Annotated in this window: 15 protein-coding genes and 2 tRNA genes; 7 read left to right on the top strand and 10 right to left on the bottom strand. The window is 71.4% G+C overall.

What is annotated here, in order from left to right; translation table 11 throughout:
* Nucleotides 1-173: 173 nt before the first annotated feature.
* The 4 genes from ACTWQJ_RS26390 (at nt 174) to ACTWQJ_RS26375 (ending at nt 2,762) form a co-directional block, all read left to right on the top strand.
* Nucleotides 174-665 carry a DUF6415 family natural product biosynthesis protein gene (locus ACTWQJ_RS26390; protein ID WP_443309048.1) on the top strand — a complete coding sequence of 164 codons (492 nt, stop codon included), beginning with the start codon at nt 174-176 and terminating at the stop codon, nt 663-665.
* Nucleotides 666-917: 252 nt separating this feature from the next.
* Nucleotides 918-1,196: a DUF397 domain-containing protein gene (locus ACTWQJ_RS26385; protein ID WP_443309047.1), complete on the top strand. Its 279-nt coding sequence runs from the start codon at nt 918-920 to the stop codon at nt 1,194-1,196.
* 79 nt (nt 1,197-1,275) lie between these two features.
* Nucleotides 1,276-2,196: a JmjC domain-containing protein gene (locus tag ACTWQJ_RS26380; RefSeq protein WP_443309046.1), complete on the top strand. Its 921-nt coding sequence runs from the start codon at nt 1,276-1,278 to the stop codon at nt 2,194-2,196.
* 11 nt (nt 2,197-2,207) lie between these two features.
* Nucleotides 2,208-2,762 carry a hypothetical protein gene (locus ACTWQJ_RS26375; RefSeq protein WP_443309045.1) on the top strand — a complete coding sequence of 185 codons (555 nt, stop codon included), beginning with the start codon at nt 2,208-2,210 and terminating at the stop codon, nt 2,760-2,762.
* A gap of 71 nt (nt 2,763-2,833) precedes the next feature.
* On the opposite strand, the gene ACTWQJ_RS26370 is transcribed toward ACTWQJ_RS26375, so the two are convergent.
* From ACTWQJ_RS26370 to leuS, 6 genes are all read right to left on the bottom strand, one after another.
* A complete protein-coding gene (locus tag ACTWQJ_RS26370; RefSeq protein WP_443309044.1) occupies nt 2,834-3,064 on the bottom strand; it encodes a helix-turn-helix domain-containing protein in 231 nt (76 codons plus the stop codon).
* A 66-nt stretch (nt 3,065-3,130) separates the two neighbouring features.
* On the bottom strand, nt 3,131-5,587 hold the full coding sequence (locus tag ACTWQJ_RS26365; protein ID WP_443309043.1) for a ComEC/Rec2 family competence protein: 2,457 nt from the start codon (nt 5,585-5,587) through the stop codon (nt 3,131-3,133).
* A complete protein-coding gene (locus tag ACTWQJ_RS26360) occupies nt 5,584-6,615 on the bottom strand; it encodes a helix-hairpin-helix domain-containing protein (protein ID WP_443309042.1) in 1,032 nt (343 codons plus the stop codon). The genes ACTWQJ_RS26365 and ACTWQJ_RS26360 overlap by 4 nt, the downstream gene beginning before the upstream one ends.
* Nucleotides 6,616-6,734: 119 nt before the next feature.
* Nucleotides 6,735-7,580, bottom strand: coding sequence for a DegV family protein (locus ACTWQJ_RS26355; RefSeq protein WP_443309041.1), 846 nt, complete (start codon nt 7,578-7,580; stop codon nt 6,735-6,737).
* A 105-nt stretch (nt 7,581-7,685) separates the two neighbouring features.
* Nucleotides 7,686-8,420, bottom strand: coding sequence for a hypothetical protein (locus tag ACTWQJ_RS26350; protein ID WP_443309040.1), 735 nt, complete (start codon nt 8,418-8,420; stop codon nt 7,686-7,688).
* Between the two features lie 191 nt (nt 8,421-8,611).
* Nucleotides 8,612-11,491, bottom strand: a complete 2,880-nt coding sequence (leuS, locus tag ACTWQJ_RS26345) for a leucine--tRNA ligase (RefSeq protein WP_443309039.1) — start codon at nt 11,489-11,491, stop codon at nt 8,612-8,614.
* 414 nt (nt 11,492-11,905) lie between these two features.
* Here leuS and ACTWQJ_RS26340 point away from each other — a divergent pair, with 414 nt between their 5' ends.
* Nucleotides 11,906-13,192, top strand: coding sequence for a cytochrome b/b6 domain-containing protein (locus ACTWQJ_RS26340; RefSeq protein ID WP_443309038.1), 1,287 nt, complete (start codon nt 11,906-11,908; stop codon nt 13,190-13,192).
* Nucleotides 13,189-14,802, top strand: coding sequence for an NADH-ubiquinone oxidoreductase-F iron-sulfur binding region domain-containing protein (locus ACTWQJ_RS26335; RefSeq protein WP_443309037.1), 1,614 nt, complete (start codon nt 13,189-13,191; stop codon nt 14,800-14,802). The genes ACTWQJ_RS26340 and ACTWQJ_RS26335 overlap by 4 nt, the downstream gene beginning before the upstream one ends.
* A 207-nt stretch (nt 14,803-15,009) precedes the next feature.
* Here the strand turns inward: ACTWQJ_RS26335 and ACTWQJ_RS26330 are convergent.
* Nucleotides 15,010-15,082, bottom strand: a tRNA-Ala gene (locus ACTWQJ_RS26330).
* A gap of 113 nt (nt 15,083-15,195) precedes the next feature.
* Between ACTWQJ_RS26330 and ACTWQJ_RS26325 the strand changes: the two genes are divergently transcribed.
* Nucleotides 15,196-16,404 (top strand): glycosyltransferase 87 family protein, encoded by a 1,209-nt coding sequence (locus tag ACTWQJ_RS26325; protein ID WP_443309036.1) that lies wholly within the window; start codon nt 15,196-15,198, stop codon nt 16,402-16,404.
* Here the strand turns inward: ACTWQJ_RS26325 and ACTWQJ_RS26320 are convergent.
* From ACTWQJ_RS26320 to ACTWQJ_RS26310, 3 genes are all read right to left on the bottom strand, one after another.
* Nucleotides 16,373-16,606, bottom strand: coding sequence for a hypothetical protein (locus ACTWQJ_RS26320; RefSeq protein WP_003976229.1), 234 nt, complete (start codon nt 16,604-16,606; stop codon nt 16,373-16,375). The two genes, ACTWQJ_RS26325 and ACTWQJ_RS26320, sit on opposite strands and share 32 nt — an antisense overlap.
* Before the next feature lie 3 nt (nt 16,607-16,609).
* Complete coding sequence (locus tag ACTWQJ_RS26315; protein ID WP_129802364.1) at nt 16,610-16,786, bottom strand: hypothetical protein; 177 nt, start codon at nt 16,784-16,786, stop codon at nt 16,610-16,612.
* A 206-nt stretch (nt 16,787-16,992) separates the two neighbouring features.
* Nucleotides 16,993-17,065, bottom strand: a tRNA-Ala gene (locus tag ACTWQJ_RS26310).
* Nucleotides 17,066-17,101: the final 36 nt, after the last annotated feature.

The raw sequence follows: 17,101 nt of genomic DNA, 5'->3' as shown, positions 1-17,101 counted from the left end.
CGGGGGGCCAAGATGACCATCGAGGTGTACACGGTCAGCCGGGACGGGGTCGTGGTGAGCCCGCCGCGCGCCACGGTCAGCGTGCCGCACGGGTACGAGCCCGCCCTCGAACCGCTGAACACGCAGCTCGCGCCGTGCGCCTGCCCCGTCCACCGCCGGGCGGGAGCTGCCAGGTGAACGCCACCCGCGACGAGACCGAGACTCCCGCGCAGTCCACCGCCACGATGCGCGCCGCAGCGACCTGGCTCCTGGACCAGCGCACGGTGCCGCGCCACCAGAGCGTGAAGCTCTTCAGCCAGGGCTTCCACGGCTACCTGAAGCAGCTGATCCCGCAGGTCGAGCAGCTCGCCGAAGTCCTGCCCCCGGAAGACGTTCCGGCGAAGGTGGCGCTGGCCGCTGTCGGCGAGGCCCGGCGGCGTCTGGAGGAGCCCGAGGCTGCGGGCCTCTACGGCGAGGTCGACCGTGTCAGGCGGCTCGCCCGGTCCGTCATGGCCCTGTGCGACCACTACGACGCGCTGACCGGCGTGGCGATGTGCCTGGCCTGCGACAAGCCGATCGAGGCAGGCGACGCCTGGGTGCCGTACGACCACGCCAGCCCCTCCGGCGGCTCGACCCCGGCCGGCCGGATCCACTGCCGCTGCGCGAACGTCCCACGCCGCCGCTGACGCGGCAACCCGCCCCGTGAGGGGCCCCACGGCGACCGCAGGGTCAGGGTCGCACCCATGAACGCCCGTCCCGTCGGTGTCCCGCAAGACTCCGGCGGGACGGGTCCCACAACGCCCGTCCCGTTGGGGGACCGCACACATCCCTGCCGGCGTCGAATCCGCACAGGCTCCGGCACTGGCAGGGAGGCGTACAGCCTCCCAGGGTCCCAGCCAGGGGCCCGGCACCGATCGCACAGTCAAGGAGGAAACACCATGACCACGAACACCAGCGGCGGCACGGACCCCGCCAGCACCGGTCTCTACGGTCGAGAGCTGGTCGGCCCGTACGACTACATGTGCAACACGGACGGATCCAACACCGACATGGAGTCCTGCCTGGGTATCGCCGAACTGAAGGGTGGCGGCTACTCCATCACCGGCAACAAGCCGGAGGACTCCGGCCGTGAGCTGCGCGGCACCGTCGGCGAGCTGCGCGCCCTCTACTGGCTGCTGCGGAACACCCCGGAGATCGCCGGTAACCCCACCCTCTGACCGGCACACCAGTGGCGCCCAGGGCCGGACGGTGGCCCTGGGCGCCACCCCGCCACGCTACCCGAACAGGAGCTCCATCATGCCGCTGGCCGACCTGGTCCCCGACGCCGCTGAACTCTTCGGTGACTGGCCCACCGAACCCCGCATCTACCACCACGGCGAGCACGCCTTCGACTCCCTGCTCACCATGGCTGAGGTCGACGCACTCATCGACCACGACTGCCTGCCGAACCGCAACGTGCGCCTCATCCGCGACGGCGAGACGGTTGACGACCGCGAGTACAGCGCCAACCCCGACATGCCCAACCCTGGTGCCGTACGCCGCTACCTGGACGACGGCTGCTCGCTGTCGATCCGACGGCTGCAGACGATCAAGCCCTCGCTGTCGGTTCTGCGCCGCGAGGTTGCCCGGGAGACCGGCTACGAGACGCACTTCAACGCCTACCTCACCCCGCCCAAGCAGCATGGGCTCCGGTACCACTTCGACCCCTACGTCACCCTCGTCCTCCAGATCCACGGCAGCAAGATCTGGCCCCTGCACCGGCCGTTCGTCGAGCACCCGGTGGAGGAGTACGAGAACTTCCGCCGGCGGGGCTTCACCCCCTCCGAGCGCGAGTACCTCGCCACCACCGCCCCGGAGCAGGAGATCACCCTGAACGCCGGGGACGTGCTTTGGTTGCCTAGGGGCTGGGTGCACTCCCCGCACAACCGGACCGGCACCCAGCCCAGCCTGCACCTGACCTTCGCGCTCAAGCAGCGCACCCTGCACTGGGCCGCCGAGGAGGTCGCCGGGGTCCTCACCCGCCATCTCCTCGACGACTCCGAGGCCCGCGACGGCATCCCGCCCACCCAGCTCCTCGACAAGCCCGAGGCGATCGTCGAGGACGTCCGGGGCATCCTCGTCGGCGCCCTGATGAACATGGACACGGCGGAGATGGCCGCCACGCTGCGCCGCGCGGCCCTGGCGGAATCCCCGTCCCCCGCCCCGCGCCTGCGCTAGGGTCTGCGCCCGTGACCGCCGCCACGCGAGAACGTCAGGAACCCAAGCTCACCAGTCAGAACTGGGCTGGCCATTGGCACGGCTACGGCCCGTGGATCGGATCGCCGGACCTGTACCACCAGGAAGGCAACCGGCGGCCTCCACATCCTGACCCCCCGCCGCCTCCGACCTCGGACGACGACAAGCAGGCCATCCGCCTGCTGCAGCGGTACCGCGAGGCAGCCCACGAGTTCGAGAACAGCGGTCTGCCCCCCATCATGACCGGCCACTGGCTGGTGAAGCGCGGGCAGACCGCTGCCGACCGCACCTGGACGGACATCACCGATGCCGTCGAGTGGCTCAAGCAGCGCTACACCGACAACCCGCCCTTCGAGAGGCCCGACGGCTTGCGGGCCTACCTCCCTCTGGGCACCCTGATCGCCTACACCTACGACGGGCTGTCCCGGGGCGTCGACACCACCTGGTGTCACTACACCCAGGGCAAGAGCCTGCTGAGCATGTCCGTGGTGTGCTGCCCCAACCTCTTCCACCCCGACGTCGGCTGTCCGCTTCCTCCCCGGCCGTAGCCGACCCGAGACGGCCCCGCTTGTCTGCTTCCCCCCGTGGCAGATGGGCGGGGCCTCCGTTGTGTCCGGGGTCAGTCGGTGAGGACGGAGACGCGGATGTCGAGGACGGCAGCGATGCGTAGCAGGTCGCTGTAGCGGGGGTCGGCTTCGCCGGACTCGATGCGCTGGAGGGTGCGGCGACTGATTCCGGTGACCTCGCAGAAGCTTTCCTGGGTGTGGTGCGCGGCGGTCCGCAGGTCGGCGATGCGTCCGCCCAGCTCGCGACGCCGTTCGATGATCCAGTCCGGGTGATCGCGAGGCACTCGACAAAAGTGGAGGGCACGTGTTCAGATGTCAGCGCCAGCCCTGGCGCTTTTCGTGACAGACCGTCAGGTGTGCTGCATTGAGCACCGCCCTGCTGGAGGTCCGCAAGCCTCCGGCAGGGCGGTTTTTGCTGCTCGCCGACCACCCTCACGCCTGTTTGCCCAGGTCACAACGTTCTTGTGGACTAAGGCATTTCCATGGTGGGCCACCTTGAGCACGTCCACGCCGCCCAGCACCGCGGCCGCCGGTGACCGCAACAAGGCCTGCTGGGCCGGGGGTTCGAGGTCCCCGAGCAGCAGCATCCGCAGCCCTCCCGACCGTACGAGCAGGGCGACGCTGGCATCGTTCGGACCCTCCGGGGCCGGTGCCGGACGCGGCGGCGGCCACAGCACCTGCCAGGACAGGTCTCCGGTGCGCCGCTGCTCCCCCGCGAGGGCATGCCGGACCGGAATCCCCCGGGCAGCCGCCTGTCTTCTGACGAACTCCGCCTGGTCCGAGGGTTCTTCGAATCCCGTCGTCTCGACCGCCCCCACCGCACGCCCCCGCAGAACGCCGGGCAGCCCGGCCACATGGTCGGCGTGGAAGTGGGTGAGGACCACCAGGGGGATCCTGGTGATGCCGAGGTCGCGCAGGCACCGGTCGACCAGCCTCGGGTCCGGGCCCGCATCCACGACGACCCCGGTTCCCTCGCCCGCCGCGAGCACCGTCGCGTCGCCCTGCCCCACGTCGCACATCGCCAGCCGCCAGCCCGGCGGCGGCCAGCCCGTGATCACCCTGGTCAGCGGCGGCGGCTGCACCACGGCCAGTGCCAGCAGCGCCCCGCAGGCCGCGCACAGCCACGGGTGCCTCAGCAACCGTCGGTCGGCGACCACGACGCCCACCGTGACCAGGACGAGCAGTGCCGCCCCGGACCAGCTGCCCGGCCAGTCCACTCCGGCGCCGGGCAGCGCCGCCCCGGTCCGGGCGACGTCCGCGATCCACCCGGCAGGCCAACTTGCGCCCCACGCCAGCGCCTTGGCCACCGGCATCGCCACCGGCGCTGCCGCGAGTGCCGCGAAGCCCAGTACCGTGGCCGGCGCGATCGCGAACTCCGCGAGCAGGTTGCACGGCACCGCCACCAGGCTCACCCGGGCCGACAGCACCGCGACGACCGGCGCGCACAGCGCCTGCGCCGCGGCCGCCGCGGCCAGCGCCTCGGCGAGCCTGGGCGGCACCCGGCGCCGTTGCAGCGCGGCGCTCCAGCGAGGCGCGAGGGTGAGCAGGGCGCCGGTGGCCAGGACCGACAGCAGGAAGCCGTAACTGCGGGCCAGCCAAGGGTCGTACAGCACCAGCAGCAGCACTGCCGCGGCCAGTGCCGGGATCAGCGATCTGCGCCGACCGGTCGCCAGGGCGAGCAGTGCTACGGCTCCGCAGGCCGCGGCCCGCAGCACGCTCGGGTCGGGTCTGCACACGACCACGAAGCCCAGCGTGAGCGCTCCGCCGAGCACCGCGGTCGCCCGAAGCGGGATACCGAGCCGGGGTGCGAGGCCACGGCGCTCACTGCGCTGCGCCAGGCCGGGCGGCCCCAGGAGCAGGGCGAGAATGATCGTGAGGTTGCTCCCGGACACGGCGAGTGTGTGCGCGAGATCGGTCTCCTTGAAGGCCTCGTCCAGCTCCGGTGTGATCCGCGAGGTGTCCCCGACGACCAGCCCCGGCAGCAGCGCACGCGCGTCCGCCGGCAGCCCGTCGGTGGCCTCCCGCAGCCCCTGACGCAACCGCCCCGCGAACCGTTGCGCCCCCGACGGCTCCCCCACCACCTCCGGCACCGGCTGATCCCGGACCCGCAGCACCGCCGCGATCCGGTCGCCGCCCGCCGCAGCGGGCGCCAGCCGCCCGGTCACCCTGACCCGTGTGGAGGGCAGCAGCTTGAGCCACTCACGCCCGGCACCCCGCTCGGCGTCGACGATCACCAGTACCGGTGTCCGCGTCACCGTCCTCGTCCCTGGCGTCACCTCCACGCCTCGCACCTGCGCGTTCAGCAGCACGGAGGCCGGAGCCAGGCGATTTCCCGTGACACGGGGCCGGGTCAGCCGGGGATCGGAGGTGACCTCCACCTCGGCGGACACCCAGGCGAACTGCCGCGCCAGCCCCGGCACCGGCCCCCGGCGCAGGTCCGCCCCGTGCAGCCCGGCCGACGCTGCGGCCGCGGCGACACAGAGCAGCACAGCGGCGACCGGGACACGCGGCCGCTCGACCGCCGGACGTCGGTCTCTTGCGCCCCATCGGCCTCTATCACCCCTTCCGAGCCGCCGCCGGAGCAGCAGCCCACCGGCCACGACCAGGCAGGTGACCACGACCCCGGTGAGCAGTCCCGGCGCGGCATGCAGCGCCGACGCCGCGGTCGCCCACGCCGCGAGGGCGGGCGGTACGAGGCGGAGGTCCGTCGGGCCCTCCTGCCGCGGGTGGGCGGCTCCCAGCCGCTTGCCGGAGGCGGCGTGCACGGCTCGGCGGGCGACGGAAGGAAGCTCCTGCTCCTGCCTCATGGCCGTACCAGATCCCGCAGGTCGGCGAACCGTCGCTCGCCGATGCCGTTGACCTCCCGCAGCTCGTCCACCGAGCGGAAGCCGCCGTGCTGCGTGCGGTAGTCGATGATGTGCTGCGCGAGCACGGGGCCGACGCCGGGCAGCGTGTCGAGCTGTTCCACCGTGGCGGTGTTCAGGGAGACGGGTCCCGCCGGGACCCCGGGTGCTGCTCCCGCCGGTGCTCCGGCGGGGGCACCCGGTGCCGGGACGGGCGGGGGTCCGCCGACGACCACTTGCTCACCGTCCACGAGAAGGCGTGCGCGGTTGAGGCCGTCGATGTCCGTGCCGGGACGCACCCCACCGGCCGCGCGCAGTGCGTCGGCGACGCGCGAACCGGCCGGCAGCCGGTGAATCCCGGGTTCGCGCACCTTTCCGCTGACGTCCACCACGATCTCGGCGACGGGCGTGCCGGTGGCGCCGGCCGGGCCTGGCAGCGAGCCCGACGCGGCAGGCCCGGCGTCCTGAACTCCGTACGGAGCCGCCGCCTTGACCACCTCGGGCGCCTGCACGGACTGCGTCCGCCCGGTCCAGAAGTGCTGCACGGCGAAGCCGGCGGCGACGACGAGCACCACGGTGAGCGCGAGCACGCTCCGCCGCTCCAGACCACACCTCGCCTGCAACCACAGCGGCATCCGCTCCCGCACGGCAAGCCCGGCCCGCTCCCGCCAGGACCCGGCCTCCGCCCCGACAGGCGCAGTTGGCGTCTCCTCGCCACCGGGGTCCGCCTCCCGCCCGCCGGCCTCCCCGGGACTCGACCGCCCCTCAACCGGAGGCCCCGCCCCCGACTCCCGCCATTCCCCGGCCCGTTCGGCGAAGAGCACCTCGGCCCGTCGACGGAGTTCCTCTGCCGACGCATGCCGACTGCGGCTCCGGCCCCGCGCCGGTGGACGGCGATGGTGATGGCGATGGCGAGTACGGCCGTCGGAGGCGGGACCTCGGCCCGGTCCGCTGGTGACGGATGCTGCGCGAGTGCGTGATCGAAGTGCCATGCGACGAGGATCCGGCACTGCCGCACCCTCGCGATGATCTTGCTCAATTCCCGGGGACTACCGCCCAGTTGTGGAAAACCTCGCCACCCACACGAGTGAACGCAGCGTGCCGACGCCCCTCACCGCGGCGACACCACAACGCCCAGCAACCCCGGCCCCGTATGCGCCCCGATCACCGCCCCCACCTCGCTCACATGCAGGTCGGCCAGCCCCTGAACCCGCGCCCGCAAGCGGTCCGCCAGGGCCGACGCGCGGTCGGCCGCCGCGAGATGGTGGACGGCGATGTCGACCTGTGCACCGCCCGCCCGCTCGGCCGCGATCTCCTCCAGCCGCGCGATCGCCTTCGACGCCGTGCGGACCTTCTCCAGGGGTTCGATACGGCCACCGTTCAGCTGGAGCAGCGGCTTCACGGCGAGCGCGGAGCCGAAGAGGGCCTGCGCGGTGCCGATCCGGCCGCCACGGCGCAGATAGTCGAGGGTGTCGACATAGAAGTAGGCGGACGTCCCGGCGGCCCGTTTCTCCGCGGCTGTGACCGCCTCGTCCACCGTGCCGCCCGCGTCCGCCGCCTCGGCCGCGGCCAGCGCGCAGAAGCCGAGCGCCATCGCGATCATCCCGGTGTCCACCACGCGCACCGGTACCGGAGCCTCACGCGCCGCCAGGACCGCCGCGTCGTAGGTGCCGGACAGTTCGGCGGACAGGTGCAGGGAGACGATGCCGGTGGCGCCGGCCTCGGCGACCTTGCGGTAGGTCTCGGCGAAGAGTTGAGGGCTGGGGCGTGAGGTGGTGACGGGGCGTCGCTTCTGGAGCGCCTGGGCCAGGGAGCGGGTCGAGATCTCGGTGCCCTCCTCGAGGGCCCGGTCACCGAGGACCACGGTCAGCGGCACCGCGGTGATGCCATGGCGCTCCATCGTCCGTGGCGGCAGGTAGGCCGTTGAATCGGTGACGATCGCGACATGGCGGGACATGAGCTGGAGGTTACCTGGCGTAGCGCCCGGGCGGCAGCCCGGCCCTCTCACCTGTGCCGGGGCCGGCCTCGGCTCGCCACGGAAACGCGGGCGGGAGCGGAGGGTTCAGGTCGTGCTCTCGGGGCGGGGCTTCTTCTGCCAGGGGTAGGCGGGGCGCGGGCCCGGCGGGGTGATGGCGGGGCGCGTCGGTTCCTCGGCCGTGTTCGGCTGCGGGGTTTCCGGCCAGGTCTGCTGGTGCGCCGCCGCGTCGGCCGCCGGTGCCTCCGGCCACGGGGGCGGCGTCGCCGAGGTGTCGGAGGTGGTCCAGTGCCGCAGGGCGCCGGCCTCGACGTCGATCTGTGTGCTCAGGGAGTCCAGGTCGTCGTCCGCGAAGCGGTGGGCCCGGTCGCGGGCGGCCCAGCGCAGCGAGTCGGCCGACCGTGTGATGCGCTCGGTACGCTCGCGCAGCGTGGGCAGCCGCTCGGCCAGCGTCGCCCGGTCCGGTTCGGACTCCAGGCGCCTGAGTTCGTCGTCCAGTTCGTGCCCGTGCGCGCTGAGCCGCTGGAAGAGACCGAGGGCCTCCTTCAGGGATTCGTCCTCGGCGGCACCCGCGTGCAGCGCGTCCTGGGTGGCCCGCATCGACGTCCGCAGTGACAGCCGCAGCTGGGCGATCTCGCCCGCCGGGCCGGGCTGGGCGAAGGACTTGGCTCGCAGCGTGTGGTCCTCGACGGTGCGGCGGGCCTGCGTGATGGTGCGGTCCACACCGCGCTTGGCGGCGCCGACGACCTTCACGGTGGCATAGGCGCCGAGCACCACGAAGAGCACGAAGAGAAGGGCGAACACTGCGAACACTGCTTCCACGATGCTCCTCCTCCGACCCCGCCGCGGCAGGTACCGCGTCGCTCTTCAACGGTAAACGAGGCGGGCAGGCCCGGAGTTCCAGGAGAACCCCGAACCTGCCCGCACAGAACCCCGAACCTCCCCGCACGGACCAGCGAACCAGCCCTTAGGGGACGACCGTCGCTCCACAGAAGTCCGTCAGCCGCAGGTGTCTACGCCGGAACGATGTTCACCAGCTTCGGCGCCCGCACGATCACCTTGCGGATCCCGGCCCCGCCCAGCGCGGCGACGACCTTCTCGTCGGCCAGTGCCGCCTTCTCCAGCTCCTCCTCGGAGATGGCCGGCGACACCTCCAGCCGCGCCTTGACCTTGCCCTTGACCTGCACGACACAGGTCACGGTCTCGTCGACCACGTACGCCGGGTCGGCGACGGGGAAGTCCTGGTGCACCACCGAACCGGTGTGCCCCAGCTTCCGCCACAGCTCCTCGGCGATGTGCGGCGCCAGCGGCGCGACCATCAGCACCAGCGGCTCGGCGACGGAGCGCGGCACCGCGCCTCCCGCCTTCGTCAGGTGGTTGTTCAGCTCGGTGACCTTGGCGATGGCGGTGTTGAACCGCATGCCCTCCAGGTCCCCGCGCACACCGTCGATCGCCTTGTGCAGCGCCCGCAGCGTCTCCTCGTCGGGCTCCGCGTCGACGACCGTCAACTCACCGGTGGCCTCGTCGACGATGTTGCGCCACAGCCGCTGCAGCAGCCGGAACTGGCCCACCACCGCGCGCGTGTCCCACGGCCGGGAGACGTCCAGCGGGCCCATCGCCATCTCGTACAGCCGCAGCGTGTCGGCACCGTACTCGGCGGAGATCTCGTCCGGAGTGACCGCGTTCTTCAGGGACTTGCCCATCTTGCCCAGCAGCCGGGAGACCTTCTCACCCTGGTAGTAGTAAGCGCCGTCGCGCTCCTCCACCTCGGCGGCGGGCACCGCGATACCGCGGCTGTCGCGGTAGACGTAGGCCTGGATCATGCCCTGGTTGAACAGCTTGTGGAACGGCTCCGCCGAGGAGATGTGCCCCAGGTCGTACAGCACCTTGGACCAGAAGCGCGCGTACAGCAGGTGCAGCACGGCGTGCTCGGCGCCGCCGACGTACAGGTCGACGCCGCCGTGCGGCTGCCCCTCGCGCGGACCCATCCAGTACCGCTCGATCTCCGGGTCGACCAGCTTCTGGTCGTTGTGCGGGTCCAGGTAGCGCAGCTCGTACCAGCAGGAACCGGCCCAGTTGGGCATGGTGTTGGTCTCGCGCCGGTATTTCTTCGGCCCGTCGCCCAGGTCCAGGGTGACGTTGACCCACTCCTCGTTGCGCGACAGCGGCGTCTCGGGCTGGGTGTCGGCGTCGTCCGGGTCGAAGGTGCGCGGCGAGTAGTCCTCGACCTCCGGCAGCTCCAGCGGCAGCATCGACTCGGGCAGGGCGTGTGCGATGCCCTCCTCGTCGTAGACGATCGGGAAGGGCTCGCCCCAGTAGCGCTGGCGGCTGAACAGCCAGTCGCGCAGACGGAAGTTGACGGTGCCCTCGCCGATGCCCTTGCGTTCCAGCCACTCGGTGATGCGCGCCTTGGCGTCGACGACGCCCAGGCCGTCCAGGGAGATCTCGTCGTTGGCGGAGTTGACGATCTTCGCGTCGTACGACGAGAAGGCGTCCTCCCATGTCGAGGTGTCCGTACCACGACCGTCGGTCGGCTCGACGATGCAGTGGATCGGCAGGTCGAAGGCGCGCGCGAACTCGAAGTCGCGCTGGTCGCCCGCCGGGACGGCCATGATCGCGCCGGTGCCGTAGCCCATCAGGACGTAGTCGGCGATGAAGACGGGGATCTTCTCGCCGTTGACCGGGTTGGTCGCGTACGCGCCGATGAAGACGCCGGTCTTGTCCTTGGCCTCGGCCTGCCGCTCGACGTCGGACTTCGAGGCGGCCTGCGCACGGTAGGCGGCGACGGCCTCGGCCGGGGTCGCATGGCCGCCGGTCCACACCTGATGCGTGCCCTCGGGCCATTCCTGGGGCGTGAACTTCTCGACCAGCGGGTGCTCGGGCGCCAGCACCATGTAGGTCGCACCGAACAGGGTGTCCGGGCGGGTGGTGAAGACCGTGATGCGCTCGCCGTCGATCGGGAAGTCGACGCGGGCGCCCTCGGAGCGGCCGATCCAGTTGCGCTGCTGCAGCTTGATGGCCTCGGGCCAGTCCAGCTGCTCCAGGTCGTCCAGCAGCCGGTCGGCGTACGCCGTGATGCGCATGTTCCACTGGCGCAGCTTGGCCTTGAAGACGGGGAAGTTGCCGCGCTCGGAGCGACCGTCGGCGGTGACCTCCTCGTTGGCCAGCACGGTTCCCAGGCCGGGGCACCAGTTGACCGGCGCGTCGGAGGCGTACGCCAGGCGGTACTCACTCAGGACGTCGGCGCGCTCGGCGGCGCTCAGCTCGTTCCAGGAGCGCCCACCGGGCAGCGCGCGCTCGCCGCTCTCGAACTGGGCGATCAGCTCGGAGATCGGGCGGGCCTTGTTCGCCTCGTCGTCGTACCAGGAGTTGAAGATCTGCAGGAAGATCCACTGGGTCCACTTGTAGTAGTCCGGGTCGATCGTCGCGAACGACCGGCGCTTGTCGTGGCCCAGGCCCAGCCGGCGCAGCTGGGACTTCATGTTCTCGATGTTGGCCTCGGTGGACACGCGCGGGTGCGTGCCGGTCTGCACGGCGTACTGCTCGGCGGGCAGGCCGAAGGCGTCGAAGCCCAGGGTGTGCAGGACGTTGTGGCCGGTCATCCGCTGGAACCGGGCGAACACATCGGTGGCGATGTAGCCCAGGGGGTGGCCGACGTGCAGGCCCGCACCGGAGGGGTACGGGAACATGTCCATGATGAACTTCTTGGGCCTGGCGACCGTCTCGGGGTCCCCCGCCAGGTCACCCTCCGGGTTCGGTGCCGCATAGACGCCCTCGGCGTCCCAGAAGTCCTGCCAGCGTGCCTCGATCTCGGCCGCCATGGCGGCCGTGTAGCGGTGCGGTGCGGCCTCCGCCGGCACGGCTGCGGCGGCAGCGGGGTTCGTCTCGCTCATGATCCTCAAAGCTCCATCGATCGTCTCTGCCAGCGGCTGTCACGTCAGGAAACGAAAAATCCCCTCGCACAGGAGGGGACGCCGCGCCGATTCCGGCCCACTCGGTTGACCCGGTGGCCGGGACTGATCAGCGCGGCCCGCTAAGCAGAAGGCGTACGGCACGCATGGCGTCAGGGTACCGCAGCCGTCGAGCGGCCCGCGACGGCCTTTCGGTGGCGTCCGGCACCGGGTGCCACCCCCGGAACGCTGAACAATGGTCAAAGGTTACTTCGCGTAACGGCCGCTAAGGGGCATCACAACAAGCTCATTGTCCTTTGATAACAGCGCAATAACTCAAACCTCGTACCCATCGGTATGGCTCGACTTAGAGTGCGGCGCGGGACCGCTTTCCCGAATCCGCTCGGAGTTGCCCCCATGAACCCTCGTCGCAGTAACAGCTCGCTCCCCCAACCGGGCCGGTCGGCCTATGGGGCGGCGACGGCTGTCGCCCTCGTGCTCATACCCGTGGCCGTGCTGGTCGGAGGTGACACGTTCCGCGAGTTCCTGAACTTCGGCGCGGGCGTCCTGTCCCTCGTCTCCCTCACCTGCTCCGTGATCTGGGGCCTGGTCGCCCAGGACCGGATCTTCCTCAACGCGCGCCAGCGGATCATCGGGCAGGCGGTGCACCGGACGACGGCGGTCGCCTCGATCGCGTTCCTCCTGCTGCACGTCACGGCCAAGGTCGCACTCGAACACGTCGGCCTGCTCGCGGCGGTACTCCCGTTCTCGCTCGGTGTCACCGGCAGCGCGGGGCTCATCGGCCTCGGCTCCCTGGCCGGCCTGCTCATGATCTTCGTGGGCCTCACCGGCGCGCTGCGCAGCGCCTTCGCCTCCCCGGCGCCCGTCGCGGCCCGCTGGCGGGCCATGCACACGCTGGCCTACCCGGCCTGGTGCGCGGCCCTGGTCCACGGACTGCTCGCGGGCCGCCAGGCCAAGCCGTTCTTCGTGTTCATGTACATCCTGTGCCTGATCGCGGTCATCGCGGCACTGGCGCTGCGCGCGGCTCCCCGCCCGTTCAAGCGCCAGGTCGCCGACCGGATCGCCGCGATCGTGGGGACCGACGACCGGACCGGCCGTGAGGAGCTCGACGCAAGCCGTGCCCGGGTGGGCGCGGAGTCCGCGCTGCCGGGCTACGAGACCGCCCCGCGCGGGCCGGTGTCCCGGCCGTCCGGGACCCCGTCGTACGAGACCCCCGCCCGGCCCACCGCCGCGGAGTCCACCGGCGGATTCGCCGCCGCCTACCGCGCCGTCGGGCGCCCCACACGCGCCCAGCAGTCCTTCGCCGCCGAAGAGACCGCGCGCATGGATCTGCCGGACTTCCAGCCCACGGAGGCGCTCCCGCGCATGGACTCCGGCGGCAGCACGTCCGGATCCTGGCCGATCCCGTCCCCGCCCCCGGTCGGCGAGGCGCCCCCGTCGTCCTACGACCCCCTCCAGGACACGGGATACAACATCCCGGCCTACGGCAATCCGGACGCCGGCGGGTACGGCGGGAGTGATGTGTACGACACCGGTGAGTCGAACACCCTCTATGACACGTACAACCCGAGTGACACGTACAACAGCGGTCCCGCCACTGAAACACTGCCCGGTGCGTCCTACGACTTCGACGCACCGGGTTCGGGCGAACCTTGGAACACGCCTTCCGGAGGCTATAAGTGAACGAGGCCCTGCCCGACGTCCCAGAAGTCCGCGTAGTCGGTCTTCCCCAGCTCACGTCGGGCTTCGACCTTGTCGAAAGACTCGATCTGCCCATGCATCTGAAGGTGCACGGGCCGCTCGAACCCATGGGCGGCGAGCAGCTCGCACAGCTCGCCGAACGCATCAACCTCAAGGGCCGCGGCGGCGCGGGCTTCCCCTTCCACAAGAAGCTGCGCTCGGTCGCCGAGTCGGCGATCAAGCGCGGCGTCCGGCCGGTGGTCGTCGTCAACGGCAGTGAGGACGAACCGGCCTGCCGCAAGGACACGGTGCTGATCAACCGTGCCCCGCATCTGATCCTCGACGGCGCCCTGCTGTGCGCCGAGGCACTGGGTGCCCGCACGCTCGTGGTGGGGGTCACCCGTGAGTCCACGCAACGCTCCATGGAGGCCGCGCTCGCCGAACGCGGCCTGAGCAACGGACGCCGATCGGCACTCCGCGCGCGCGTGCAGCGGAATCCGGTCCGTATGGTCACGGGAGCCGCCGCCTCCCTGGTCCGCTCCATCGACGGCGGCCCGGCGATCCCGCCCGGCCGCAAGATCAGCGCCTCGCAGAGCGGCGTCGGCGGCGCGCCCACACTGCTGTCCAACGCCGAGACGTTCGCCCAGCTGGCGATCGCCGCCCGCATCGGCCCGGAGCGCTACGGCAACACCGGCCTGTACGACGAGCCGGGCACCGTCATGCTCACGGTCTCCGGCGCGGTCGCCCGCCCCATGGTGATCGAGGTTCCCACGGGCGTGCCGCTGCGCTACGTCCTCCAGCTGGCCGGCGCCCCGCCCGTCCCGCAGGGTGTGCTCACCGGCGGCTACCACGGCAAGTGGATCGACGCGGCGACGGTGAACGAAGCGATCGTCTCGCGCAATTCGCTCGACGCGGTGGGCGGTTCGCTCGGTGCCGGCGCGATTCTGCCGATCAGTCAGGACACCTGCCCGCTCGGCGAGTCGCTGCGGGTGGCGCAGTGGCTGGCGGAGGAGAGCGCGGGCCAGTGCGGTCCCTGCTATCTCGGCCTGCCGGCCGCCGCGCGCGGCATGGAGGACATCCTCAACGGCGGCGGTCCGGCCGCCCTGGAGGCGCTCAAGCAGGTCGCCAAGAACGTGAAGCGGCGCGGCGCATGCTCGCACCCGGACGGCTCGGCGATGTTCCTGGAGTCGACCGTCAAGGCCTTCACCGACGACCTGGCGGCCCATGTCCTCGGAAACGGCTGCGGACGGCCCGTGGAGGGCGTTCTGCCGCTCTTCGAGGGGGGCCGGGCTCCGACGGGCATTCCGGGCGGCGGCGAGTCCGAGGAGAACGGTCCCAGCCGTCAGAAGATCTACGTCGACTGGACGCTGTGCCGGGGCCACGGGCTGTGCGCCGACATCCTCCCGGAGGTCTTCGAACTCGGCGCCGACGGCTTCCCGACGGTCGCGCAGGCCCAGGTCCCGCGCTACGCCGAGGCGAAGGCGCTGCGCGCGGTCCGCCGCTGCCCGGCCCTCGCCCTGCGCATCGAGGAGGACACCCGCTCCCAGGCGCCCACCCGCAACAACCTCCCGGTCCTCTCCCAGGGCCGCGGCCGCCGCGCCCTCGGCCGCTGAGCACGAAGGAAGGGGCCGTCCCGTCCAGGGGTGGCCCCTTCAACTCCGGTCGGCCGTGCCGCGCTTGCTCCGGGCCGACGGCCGCATGGACAGGCCCACAGGGGGTCGGGCGGCAGAGCCTCCGCCACGCGCGGCGCAGCCGCGCAGAAAACGACGAGGGCGACCCGGTCCGCGCTTTTCAGCGGACGCAGGTCGCCCTCGCACTTGTGGAGCTAAGGAGAATTGAACTCCTGACCTCCTGCATGCCATGCAGGCGCTCTACCAACTGAGCTATAGCCCCTTGTATTGTTCCGCCCGGTTTCCCCGGCGGCGACGCCAACTTTACACGGTCCACCCGGGGCATCACCAAATCGTTTCCGTTCTGCGCTGATACGACCGCTATGGTCGACCCCCGTGACCGTGATCGCGTTCTCCGCCGTCCACCGCCGGGTGCCGGTAGCCCTTGCGGCGTGCCTCGTTTCCTTCGCGGCGTTCTGGATCGCCCAGCGGGCCGCACACGTCTCGATGCTCGACCTGATGGTGTACCGGGCCGAGGGCGCGACCGTACGGGCGGGCGGCGATCTGTACGCGCTGCGGGCGACCTGGGCGCAACTGCCCGCCACCTACCCGCCGTTCGCGGCCCTGCTGTTCACCCCGCTGACACTCCCAGAAACGGAGAGCCTGCGCACGCTAGCGACGGCCGGGAACCTCGCACTCCTTGTGGTGCTGGTGCGGCTGTCGCTGCGGCTCGTGGGGCACGCGCGCGTGGCGACGGTCTGGTGGGTCTCGGCGGTCGCCGTGTGGTGCGAGCCGGTGTGGACGACGCTGCGGTACGGGCAGGTCAATCTGCTGCTCGCGGTGCTGGTGCTGTGGGATCTGGCACGGCGTCCCGACCGCTGGGCGGGCCTGGGCATCGGGCTCGCGGCGGCCGTCAAGCTGACGCCCGCTCTGTTCGCCGTCTTCCTGCTCGCCACCGGTGTCGTGGCGCACCGGTGGCGTCGCAGCGGCCCTTGGCTGCGGCACGCGCGCGGGGCGGCGGTCACGTTCGCCGGCGCGACCGCCCTCGCGGCGGCCGTCCTGCCGTACGACTCGTGGCGGTTCTGGACCCACATGGTCTTCCGGACCGGCCGGGTCGGGTATGCCGAGGAGACGGCGAACCAGGCCCTGCGCGGCGTCCTCGCCCGGCTGCTGCACACGCCGGATCCCGGCGCCGTCTGGGCCGCCGTCGCGGCCGTCGTGGCCGGGGCGGGGCTGGTGGTGGCGGTGGTGGCGGAGTTGCGGGGCGAGCGGGCGTGGGCGGTGGCCTGCTGTGCGGTGACGGCGCTGCTCGTCTGCCCGGTGTCGTGGTCGCACCACTGGGTGTGGTGCGTGCCCGTGGTGCTCGTTCTGGCAGCACGCGGACACCGTGCGGTTGCCGTCGGCACGCTGCTGGTGTTCTGCTCGTACGCCCTGTGGTGGGTGCCGCACGGCCCGGGGCGGCCCGAACTCGACCAGGGCGGCATCGAGTTCACTCTGTCGGGGCTCTACGCGGCCACGGGCTGCCTCTTCCTCGGGCTCGCCGCGGCCTCGGCGGGCAGGGTCGCAGCAGAGGTCAGGCCGTCACGAACGAGTAGAACCGTTTGAGCGTGCAGTGCTCCTCCAGGAGGCGGCCGTAGATCGGCTCGCCCTCCAGTTCGCGGTACGTCTCGATCGGATCGCCCTTTATGATCAGCGCCCGCGCGCATTCCTCGCACCAGTACTGGTAGTCGGGGTTCACCGGTTCCATGTCACGGACGATCGGCGTGCCGCTGCCGCACCAGTCGCACTTCCGCCTGTGTGCACCCATCGATCAGCTCCAGCTGTGGCCGCAGGCCGTGCACACGTACGAGATGCCACCGTTGTCCCCGAGGACCTGGGCGACATGCGCGGAACCGCAGGAAGGGCAGCTGAGGCGGGTGATCGTGTCCCGTATCAACGCCGCTCCGCCGAGGAGGTGGCCGACCTCCTCGAGGATGCTCGCAGGCATCGCTACTCCCTCCCGTCGGGCCGCGCCCCCTTCCGGCCGTTTGATTCTGCCACGACCGGACCAATACGGTCAGCGACGCCTTGGTACCAGTCCGGACACGGCAGCCCGGGCGTGCCTCCCAGAGAGGTATACGCCTCCCGGGCCCGGACTGCTCAAGCGGGCGACAACGAAAAATCCCGCCCCCTTAGGTGGACGGGATTCGTCCGTGGAGCTAAGGAGAATTGAACTCCTGACCTCCTGCATGCCATGCAGGCGCTCTACCAACTGAGCTATAGCCCCTGGTGCCACGCGGCGGAGCCGCATGGTGTTTCGCCC

The organism is Streptomyces sp. KR55, assembly GCF_052245645.1.
Taxonomy (GTDB): Bacteria; Actinomycetota; Actinomycetes; order Streptomycetales; family Streptomycetaceae; genus Streptomyces; species Streptomyces flavusporus.
This window is presented reverse-complemented; position numbering and strand designations above follow the sequence as displayed.